11 protein-coding genes and 1 pseudogene are annotated in these 8588 nt (G+C 66.1%); 9 read left to right on the plus strand and 3 right to left on the minus strand.

Going from position 1 to position 8588, the window contains the following annotated elements:
* Positions 1-67 precede the first annotated feature (67 nt).
* Positions 68-319, minus strand: coding sequence for a hypothetical protein (locus ABZ070_RS33245; protein ID WP_356639416.1), 252 nt, complete (start codon positions 317-319; stop codon positions 68-70).
* A gap of 553 nt (positions 320-872) precedes the next feature.
* On the opposite strand from ABZ070_RS33245, the gene ABZ070_RS33250 reads away from it, so the two are divergent.
* Positions 873-1043 (plus strand): hypothetical protein, encoded by a 171-nt coding sequence (locus ABZ070_RS33250; protein ID WP_356639437.1) that lies wholly within the window; start codon positions 873-875, stop codon positions 1041-1043.
* Between the two features lie 8 nt (positions 1044-1051).
* On the opposite strand, the gene ABZ070_RS33255 is transcribed toward ABZ070_RS33250, so the two are convergent.
* Entirely contained in the window at positions 1052-1549 is a 498-nt protein-coding gene (locus ABZ070_RS33255; protein WP_356639418.1) for a hypothetical protein, read from the minus strand.
* A gap of 309 nt (positions 1550-1858) precedes the next feature.
* On the opposite strand from ABZ070_RS33255, the gene ABZ070_RS33260 reads away from it, so the two are divergent.
* The 8 genes from ABZ070_RS33260 (at position 1859) to ABZ070_RS33295 (ending at position 8005) form a co-directional block, all read left to right on the plus strand.
* Positions 1859-2668 carry a hypothetical protein gene (locus ABZ070_RS33260; protein ID WP_356639421.1) on the plus strand — a complete coding sequence of 270 codons (810 nt, stop codon included), beginning with the start codon at positions 1859-1861 and terminating at the stop codon, positions 2666-2668.
* A 1156-nt stretch (positions 2669-3824) separates the two neighbouring features.
* Entirely contained in the window at positions 3825-4181 is a 357-nt protein-coding gene (locus tag ABZ070_RS33265; protein ID WP_356639423.1) for a DoxX family protein, read from the plus strand.
* 475 nt (positions 4182-4656) lie between these two features.
* Positions 4657-5184 (plus strand): S1 RNA-binding domain-containing protein, encoded by a 528-nt coding sequence (locus ABZ070_RS33270; RefSeq protein ID WP_356639425.1) that lies wholly within the window; start codon positions 4657-4659, stop codon positions 5182-5184.
* Positions 5185-5340, plus strand: coding sequence for a helicase associated domain-containing protein (locus tag ABZ070_RS33275; RefSeq protein WP_356639435.1), 156 nt, complete (start codon positions 5185-5187; stop codon positions 5338-5340).
* A gap of 129 nt (positions 5341-5469) precedes the next feature.
* Positions 5470-5853, plus strand: coding sequence for a TIR domain-containing protein (locus ABZ070_RS33280; RefSeq protein WP_356639427.1), 384 nt, complete (start codon positions 5470-5472; stop codon positions 5851-5853).
* Positions 5850-6317, plus strand: coding sequence for a hypothetical protein (locus ABZ070_RS33285; protein ID WP_356639429.1), 468 nt, complete (start codon positions 5850-5852; stop codon positions 6315-6317). Before ABZ070_RS33280 ends, ABZ070_RS33285 begins: the two co-directional genes overlap by 4 nt.
* Positions 6314-6616: a hypothetical protein gene (locus ABZ070_RS33290; RefSeq protein WP_356639431.1), complete on the plus strand. Its 303-nt coding sequence runs from the start codon at positions 6314-6316 to the stop codon at positions 6614-6616. The genes ABZ070_RS33285 and ABZ070_RS33290 overlap by 4 nt, the downstream gene beginning before the upstream one ends.
* 123 nt (positions 6617-6739) lie before the next feature.
* Positions 6740-8005 (plus strand): hypothetical protein, encoded by a 1266-nt coding sequence (locus ABZ070_RS33295; RefSeq protein ID WP_356639433.1) that lies wholly within the window; start codon positions 6740-6742, stop codon positions 8003-8005.
* A 51-nt stretch (positions 8006-8056) separates the two neighbouring features.
* Here the strand turns inward: ABZ070_RS33295 and ABZ070_RS33300 are convergent.
* Positions 8057-8588, minus strand: a pseudogene (locus ABZ070_RS33300) (IS5 family transposase); the annotation flags it as partial.

Genomic DNA, 8588 nt, shown 5'->3' on the forward strand with positions numbered 1-8588 from the left:
GCCCTGACGGGCGGCAGGCCGGCCCGCATTCGCGGGCAGTGCTGTCCTGTCGCGAGATTCGATCGGCTCAGTCTTCAAGGCTGCCGTCATCGAGCGGACGCAGGCGGCGCCTGGCCTCCTCCAGCCGCACGTCATAGTCGGGGAAGAATAGAGCGGGGAGCATCTTGTCGAGCTGGCCAGCGATTCTATGGATCGGTGCCCACACGGCTGGATCATCGACCGTGTTGCTGAGGTCGGTCATCTGCAGCCGCTCCAGCCAGTCCGACAGGATCGTCGCTTCGTCGCGGGTGAGCTTGACCGTGATCTCTGGGTCTTCCATCCCGGCCCACCCCTTTGAACAGGCGACTCAACGTTCGACGGCACAACCTACCGATTGCCAGGTTCGTAAGACCGACCAGCCTTTACCTGGTCGGGACACGTGCCGTCATCTCTCGGTTCTGGCACAGATCTTGGGGAGTCGTCGCGGAGGGTGACTGTGTCGTTCGATTGAGGGCGCGGGTCCGGGGCCCGTCAGCGTTCCCGCATTCTGGTCCACCACCAGCCGAACACCGCCAACTCGATGTTGTTGGGGTCGGGCAGGGTGCGGCGCTCGAATTCCTCATCGATGCGTGTGATCAGTCGACCCAAGTCCCGTTGTGCTCCGGGAGGAAGGTGCCGCATCGCCCACTCGAGGTCATCACGGGCATCTCCCGCCCCGGGCGATTCGAACTCAGAGGCATCCAGGTAGCGACCCGGCTGGCTAAAGGGTCGCTCGAAACACGAGAGCGCATTGGCGACTGCGTTGGGCCACATCTCCTGGTCTTCGACCCGGCGGATCGCTGCACGAGTCCGCGCGGAGACACCGCGGACTCTCAGGACCGAACACTGCCACCGTGGCCGCCACCGCTCTGCGCGGACGGCCTTGGGACGCCTACGCGGCATCGCCCTTTCGGATCAACATGAGGCCATCCTGCCACGTCAACCGGATCAAAATGATCAAGCGCCAGATGTACGGCCGGGCCGGCTTCAGCCTCCAGCGGAAACGAATCCTGCTGCCATCCTGACGGGCCCGTCACGAGCTCTGCTGGAGTCGCTCCGCAGCCTGAGCAGGGGTGTCGTAGTAGCCAGGCCGTGCCAGCAGGACCGAGCTGAAGAAGTAGCCCTGCTCTTCATCTGGCTCGTCGTCGGCTGCGAACGGGCGCCAGAAGCTCAGGAGCAGGTCAGAGGCGATGAAAGACGCTGCATCGTCGGGGTCTGCCTCGATCGAGGTGTACTCGCCCATGCGTTGCACCAACTCTCGGGCCGGGATCGCGAACACGTCCAGGCCCCGGAAGACGACTCGGTCTGTCTGAGTCGACGGCCTCCCCAGCTCAACGGCTTCGAGCATGTCTCGCGTGCAGTGGACGCTGATCATCAGCCCACTGGGACGAAAGACGTGCTGACCCGGCCGGTCGGACTCCGAGACCGCAGAGAGATCACGGAGCGAGTCCAGCGCCGTGTTGGCCGATTGCCGAGTCATACCGATCCGCAACGGGCCAACACCGATTGGCGGGGAGAGGCCGAAGTCCATGCGGGCATGATCCCAAACAGGTCCGTCAACGAGTCACGAAGGACCATCCAGCCCCGAGACGTTACAAAGCGTGAGAGCTCCACAGAAGTTGCACCGGAACCCGAGAACGGACAGCGCTTCGACACTGGTTCGGGAGGCATGAGGCTCCCGAGGCCGGCACGGAATGTTCACGAGTTTCGACAGCACCCGTGCCCTCCTCGGGCCAGCTGAGGAACGGTGTCGCCACTCCTCCGGATCGTTCGCCGCAGCGAGCGTCTTGCCGATCATCCGGGCCAGCATGGTCCGAAAGAGACGGCCTAGAGTGGCGAAATGCCCCTGCCTGCCGATCGGACCGCCCTGGACCTGCTCGATGCGCACCTGGAGGCGCTCTGGGACGGAACGGACCTCCCGCTCCCGCAGGGGCCGGTTTGCCTTGCAGCGGAAGGAGGGGGCGAGCTCGTCCACTGGGCCCTCGACCAGCTCCGGCGCATCCCCTGCGAGCCGAAGGACACCTTTGCCCGCCAAGTCGGCAGTCTGCTAGCGGAGTTCCGCTCCCGTCGCTGTCCTTGGAACGCGGCGGCGCTGCGGCTGCTCGACGACACGTACACCTTCGCGGCCACCGGCCCTCGGCGACACGTGGACTGGGCGCACGACGTCCACGCCGTGCTGCACCGGTCGGTCCCTGACCCCCGGGGCTGGGTCCGACTGGACTGGGACCGCGCCAACGACGCCCGCCACACGGTGCCCGCGTACCCCTTCGACCCCCCGGACGCATCAGAGCTCCCCGACCGCCTGTACCCCCTGGAGGCGGAGGCGGCGGTCGCCGCGCTCGCCATCATGGCCGAGGAATGGCAGTTGGAACCTGCCCCCGTCCGCTCCCGCCCGGACCAGGACGTCGTGCTGGCAGACGCCCGAACCCTGCTCGACCGGTACGGGCCCACCGCGCGCTACTGGACCAACGCGACGGCCGCAGCCTCTGACCCGGCCCCGGACTTCCTCGCAGCGGGCCTCCAGGGCACTGAATCCCATAGCTTCCTCACCTCCGAGTACCTCAACGGCCTTGATCTCTTCGAGGACCTCGGCCTGATCGCGGTGACCGACGACGAGGTGGGCGTCTTCTGGTCGTTCGGGGCGTACTGACGACGCTCGGGGAAGACCACCTGGCGACCGTCACCGCCGCCTTGGCGGCCCCCGCCGGGCACCGCCGCACGAAGCCGTGTTTGCCGCGATGGACGAGCTCGATTGCGGCGGGGACGTGAACGTGTCTGGGGTCGATGTCGGCTGGGCGGTCATGGAGTCTGGCGAGGACGGACATCCCACCGGCCGTCCCCTCTCAGGTCTTCACGAAGACCTCTTGAAGGTGAACCCAAGGGGGCGCGACGGTGCGGATATGTGGCGCTAGGCCACCGGGCAAGACTGGGTGACGACGCGCGTGCGGACCCTCATCAACGGCGACGGCCCTCCGGGCGAAGGGCCGTTCCGCGGGCGCGGGAAGCAGCCTCTCGGCGGGCGCCGCTCGGACTGGGGGCGGGGACCATCCCCGCAGGTGCGGGAAGCAGACCCCGAGGATCACCGTCCCGCCGCCGTTCGGGGACCATCCCCTCGGATGCGGGGAGCAGTTCGACCTCGGCTGGTTCGGTTTCTCCGGATGGGGACCATCCCCGCAGGCGCAGGGAGCAGTCCTGGTACAGCCGGGCCCCGCACAGCGCGCAGGGACCATCCCCGCGGGCACGAGGAGCAGGCCCCGAGTTTCTCGTAGCTCAACCGGAGGTGGGGACCATCCCCGCGGGCGCAGGGAGCACTCGTACTCGACCAGGTAGGTGGCCTCGGGCAGGGGACCATCCCCGCGGGCGCGGGGAGCACACCGAGTTCGGTCAGCCAGGGGTTCGCGGCGAGGGACCATCCCCGCGGGAGCGGGGAGCAGACGGTGCGCTCCTCGAGCTGGTCCGGCTCATAGGGACCATCCCCACCGGCAGCCGGGTAGCCGACATCACCGCCCGTACAGAGTCGCCCTGCCGCAGGCCGTCCTTCACGTCGGCGCCCGGGCGCGGTGGCTCTATTCGGCATAAGTGAAGTCCGTTGTCGATGGCGTGAGAGGCGCCCCGTTTCACGGAAGGTTGGTCTTGATGAGTTCCAAGGCACTGAACCTCTTGCAGGGCGGCAGCAGCTTCAAGGGGGGCGATCGTGGTCCGGGAGGCCCCGTAGCGGCACCTGGCATGTCACGTTCCAGAGGGCCCGTTTCGTCCATGTGGTGAACACCCAACTGACGTTTCTCGCGCAGAAAGAAGGAGCACGCGTGTTCCCCGCCTACCTCGTCGCCACCCTCCTCGCCTCGGTCGTCAACGGCGCGGCTGCCGTCGCCAACCTCATCGGACACGACTACCCGAAGAGTCAGGCTGACAAGTTGGGCGTGCCCCACTCCTGGATGCGACCGCTCGGGACGCTGCTGGGGGCGGGCGCGCTGGGGCTGCTGGCCGGGTTTGTCGTGCCGGTACTGGGGGCGCTCGCCGCTGCCGGCCTCGTGCTGTACTTCATCGGCGCCCTCTGGGCCCATGTCCGAGTCGGCGACTATGCCTTGGGCCCCTGGTTCGTGTTCTTCTGCCTGCCCGCGGCCGCTCTGGCCGTGAACCTGGCCTATCACGGCCACTGGTGAACCGGTTGCGTCGGGCGAGCTCCGGCCCCGCCGCCGTGTGGGGACCATCCCCGCAGGAGCGGGAAGCAGGCATCCGCCTTGCGGTCCAGGTCCCCGACCGCGGGACCCTCCCCGCGGGTGCGGGAAGCAGAGGCCGCCGCGCACATCCGACAGCACCACGCTGGGACCATCCCTGCGGGTGCGGGGAGCAGACCAGTCGCATGTCCGGCCCGGCGACGCGGGTGGGACCATCCCCGCAGGTGCGGGGAGCAGTCCTCGACGGAGATGTCGACGCCGATGCGCTGGGGACCATCCCCGCGGGTACGGGGAGCAGAGGCCCGGGTCACGACGAGCCGCCGCGATCAGGGGACCATCCCCGCAGGTGCGGGGTGTCGGCGTACCTGCTCATGTGCAGAGCGAAGTACGGGCTCACGTGCAGAGGTATGCAGGTGTTGAGCGGACATGCGAATCTAGTCCGCGGTGAAGGGGTGGTGGTGTGGCGGACGTTCCTGCGAGTGAGGCTCGCCAGGCTCTTTTGAGAACGCTCGAGAAGGGACAGGTCCGCAGAGGAACCGTCTCATCGGTCAGTGATGTCGATACCCTCGTTGATCTCGGCGGGATTCACGGACTGCTGCGGACCCCTGAGGTGTCCTGGCAACGTCGCGAGGTGCCACTGGACCAGGTGCTGCGAGTGGGACAGGACGTGACCGTCACGGTTCTGGACGTGGACGCCGATCGGGACTGGCTCACCGTGTCCTTGAAATCTCTCCAGGATGATCCATTCCGTGAATTCGCCCGGACGCATCTTGGGCACGTGATTCCGGGCCGGGTGACCAAGGTGGCTTCGATCGGAGTCTTCGTTCGTGTCCACGAACACGTCGAAGGGCTGCTGCCGGCCTCGGAACTGCCTGAGCGCGAGGGTGACGAACAGCCTCTGGCTGTCGGCGATGTGCTGGTGGTCGAGGTCGCCGATATCAACCTGGACAGGCGCCGGGTCAAGCTGCTGTTGCGGGACATGGGCTGACTGCGGCGACCCGGCGCCTGCGGGGGTGAGTGTGAGCCCAGGCGGAGGCGGCACCTCCGGCTGGGTGCCTGGGTCGGCAACCAGCGATCCCGGGCGGCGACGCTGACCCCAGAGCGGCTGGAGCAGCTCTCCCAGGTCGGGATGTGGTGGTCGTAGCCGTACCGACGAACAGCGGTCCGGTCAGGGCGATTCCGCTCGGCTCGCCCGTTCCGAACATCCGATGCTGACTGTCAGTACCTCCGCTTACGATGCGGGCAAGTGCCTCCGTTTGGAGTAAGGAGCCCCATGCCGAAGCGCGTGTTCGTCAGTTTCGACTACGACTACGACAAGACCCTGAAGGACTTCCTGATCGGGCAGGCCAAGAACCCGGACTCCCCTTTCGAGATCCACGACTGGTCGATCAAAGAGGCTTCGCCTGACTGGAAGGACAGGGCCCGCGCCAGGATCAGGCGGTCGGATGTCGTCATCGTCATCTGCGGCGAGCACACCGACAAGGCCGTCGGTGTGGGCATCGAGCTCAAGATCGCGCAAGAGGAGGAGATCGACTACTTCCTGCTGAACGGATACAGCGGCAAGACCGGCAATAAGCCGACCACGGCGAAGGCAACGGACAAGATCTACAAGTGGACATGGGAGTACCTCAAGCAACTGGTTGGAGGGGCTCGGTGACTGAGCCTCCCGAGCCGAGCCAGCGGGCGGAGGTACTGGAGCTCTACAAGCTCGCCGTGGAGATGGCCGACCGGGTCTCCGCCCGCAGAGGAACCGCCAACGCCTTCTTCCTTTCGGTGCAGACCACGTTCATCGCCCTGGTCAGCTTCGGCATCCCAAAGCTCTCCGAGTCCCCCTGGTGGGTGTCGCTTGCCGTGGTACTGGCTGGCATCACCCTGTCGGCCACCTGGTGGATGCAGCTTCGCAGCTACCGAGACCTCAACACCGCGAAGTTCAAGGTCATCAACAAGCTGGAGGAACGCCTCCCGGTCAAGATCTTCGCTGCCGAGTGGGATGAACTGAAGAGCGATCCTATCCCCGCCTGGCGCAAGCGCTACGCCGAGCTGGGCGCGTCCGAACGCACCGTCCCCCTGGTCTTCATCGCGGCGCACCTGATCCTGTTCGTGGGCACACTGACCGTGTGACCTACCTCGATACTCTCGCCGACCTGATCCGATCCTGTCTCCCCCCGGACGCCGAGCCTCCTGCGGACTCTGACGATCTGTTCCGCATCTATGCCGTGCTCCTGAAGGCCAAGGGGGAGCAAGTAACCGACGAAGACGTCCACAATGCCTGGTCAGCCTGGATGCAGTCGGTCGACAGCACTCATGCGGCGCTCGTTCCCTTCCGGGATCTTGATCCAGAGACGCGTGCATTCGATGCCCCGTACGCACGAGCCATCCGGGCAGCTACTCGAAGAGTGGGCCGCGACGGAAACCGGTAGGGATCCGAGCCGCGGTCTCACCCAGGCGCCGCCCAGCGATCCGGCACGCCAGTCTCTGGTTCGCCGACGCAGCCAAAGGCTGCGGCCTTCCCAACGCGTTTTCCTACCATCACCCTTGATGACGTGGACGGACCTCAATACGGCAAAGAGACGAGCTCCCTGGCGCAGCACCTCTGGAAGAACGCACGCCATGAGTTTCTTGAGGGGGCAATGCTCTCCTTGGCGTTCTACTTATGGGTGACGTTCGGCCTCTTAGCCGTGGCCGAGTGGCTAGAGACTGGTGAACGCTTCTGGAACCGCGGGGTCTACGGAATGGGCCTCATCCTCGCAGCCATGTGCTTGCTGCCTCTTCGCCGGAAGAGCGCGGTCCGGGCTCTCCGGCGCGTCACGCCGCCGATGAAATCCAGCGACTCACTCGAAGACGGCTGCTTCGTACTGTACTTGCGAAATTTCCGGGTGGACTCCGACCTTACTGGGATTGATCATCTAGCTAGTCAGTCACGGTGGAACTACTGGCTCAGCGAACTACTCGGCTACGCCAACCGCACTGCTCACCAGAGCACCCGCGAGTATCGCATCGTCAAAATTGTCCAGAGGTTCGGTGTGGTAGTCGCAGTCGGCAACGAACAGGACAACGCTCCCTTCCCAGCTGGTGCCGTCCGCTTTCTCCTGCCTCACACTGGGTGGCAGCCAGTCGTGGCACGGGACATGCGACGCGCCCGACTCGTTCTCATGACAGCAGGCCTCAGAAGTGACAGCGGGTCGGCCGCCAGCACCCTTTGGGAGTACGCCCAAGCCGTCCGTACCCTCCCTCCAGAACGCTTCCTGCTGCTGGCATGCGGCGACGAAGAGGACTACGAGCGCTTCCGCACCGCGGCCAATGCATACCTCGCGCAACGCCGAAAGCGCGACACCGGGGACACTCCGAGGCCGCGACTTCCCGATTGCCCTCCACCCCGAAAGCCGACCAAGCACGGGGCTCTCCCACCGCTGCGAGGCGTGGTCTCCTTCGATCAGAACTGGACTGGTCAGTTCACACGCTTCGATCCCACGGCAGCCTCCGCCTCGACCCCGGCCGGAAGATATCGGGAGATGGTGCGGGCCCAGGTCAACCCTTTCATGGACGAGGTGGAGAGAAAACTGCCGGGCACAGCCACCCGACAACGCTTCTCCGCCTCCCCGCGAGACATGGTCATGGTCATGGTTGCAACCTTGATCTTCAGCACATACTTCGAGCGCGTAGAGCTTGTCTCCCAGAAAATCATCATCGCAGTCATCGGCAGTCTGACGGTACTGGGGGAGGCGTGGGAGGCCACGACCTCAGCCGAGGAAACTGCTGGGGTGAAGATCGAGTTCCCGCCCGCAGGGGAGCAACCTGACAGACCCTAACGACCAGCCGCCACCGACAACGCGGGCTTGCCCAGGGTCACCTTGGGCTTGCCCGCGCCGGCGGAGATGAGAACGGATTGCGCGGGACGAGTAGGCCTTGTCGGCCAGGACCACGTCCGGTGTGATTCTGGGGCGGCCGGTCGGCCGGGGCACCCGTAAGCGGGCCATTGTCCCGGTGAACGCGGGTGCGTCACCTGCCTGGCCTGGCGTGATGACGAAGGCCAACGGGCGGCATTGGCCGTCTGCGGCGAGGTGGACCTTGGTGGTCAGTCCGCCGCGGGAGCGTCCTAGGGCATGGTCGGCCGGCTCGCCGGCCGGGGGCCCCTTTTGACGGGCCCCGGCAGCGTGCTGGTGGGCGCGGACGACGGTGGAGTCGACCGCGACGACCCAGTCGAGGTCGCCTTCGGCGTCGGCCTGGGCGAGCAGAGCGGTGAAGACTTTCTCCCAGGTGCCGTCGGCGGCCCACTTCCGCAGGCGATTATGGGCGTCTTTCCATGACCCGAAGTGCTCGGGCAAGTCCATCCACGGTGTCCCGGTGCGGTACTTGAACGCGATCGCGTCGATCACCTGCCGGTGATCCCGC

The sequence above is a fragment of the Streptomyces sp. NPDC006283 genome (assembly GCF_040613325.1).
Lineage (GTDB): Bacteria > Actinomycetota > Actinomycetes > Streptomycetales > Streptomycetaceae > Streptomyces.

Excerpts from the sequence above, each read along its gene's own strand:
- ABZ070_RS33260 (WP_356639421.1), top strand. The coding sequence starts at position 1,859 with ATGCCCCTGCCTGCCGATCGGACCGCCCTGGACCTGCTCGATGCGCAC.
- ABZ070_RS33255 (WP_356639418.1), bottom strand. The coding sequence starts at position 1,549 with ATGGACTTCGGCCTCTCCCCGCCAATCGGTGTTGGCCCGTTGCGGATC.
- ABZ070_RS33280 (WP_356639427.1), top strand. The coding sequence starts at position 5,470 with ATGCCGAAGCGCGTGTTCGTCAGTTTCGACTACGACTACGACAAGACC.
- ABZ070_RS33245 (WP_356639416.1), bottom strand. The coding sequence starts at position 319 with ATGGAAGACCCAGAGATCACGGTCAAGCTCACCCGCGACGAAGCGACG.